This is a genomic window from Streptomyces sp. GbtcB7 (genome assembly GCF_019091445.1).
In the GTDB taxonomy this organism is placed as follows: Bacteria; Actinomycetota; Actinomycetes; order Streptomycetales; family Streptomycetaceae; genus Streptomyces; species Streptomyces mirabilis.
Map to the genome: position 1 here is coordinate 1 of NZ_JAGXJM010000736.1, position 231 is coordinate 231.

At 78.4% G+C, this 231-nt stretch carries 1 pseudogene; it reads right to left on the reverse strand.

Features of this window, described 5'->3' with window-relative positions:
* Positions 1-47: 47 nt before the first annotated feature.
* Positions 48-231, reverse strand: a pseudogene (locus tag KVT44_RS57395) (helix-turn-helix domain-containing protein); the annotation flags it as partial.

Genomic DNA, 231 nt, shown 5'->3' on the forward strand with positions numbered 1-231 from the left:
CGATGTAGGCCAGCGGGGCGGCGATTGCGCGGCGGTGCTCGGTGTGGCTACTCCGTTCCGGTCGGCCCTTCGAGGGCGGCGAGGAGGGCGGCGGTGTGGGCCTCAGCCCGCGCCATGCCGCCCGGCTGAGCGGGGCCCTTGCCGGCCACGGCAAGGAGATTCGAACGGCCCGGGGGGGGCTCCCGGGCGCCCCAGGAGGGCCAGTCGGTGGCCAGGGCCGCCCGGGTCCCC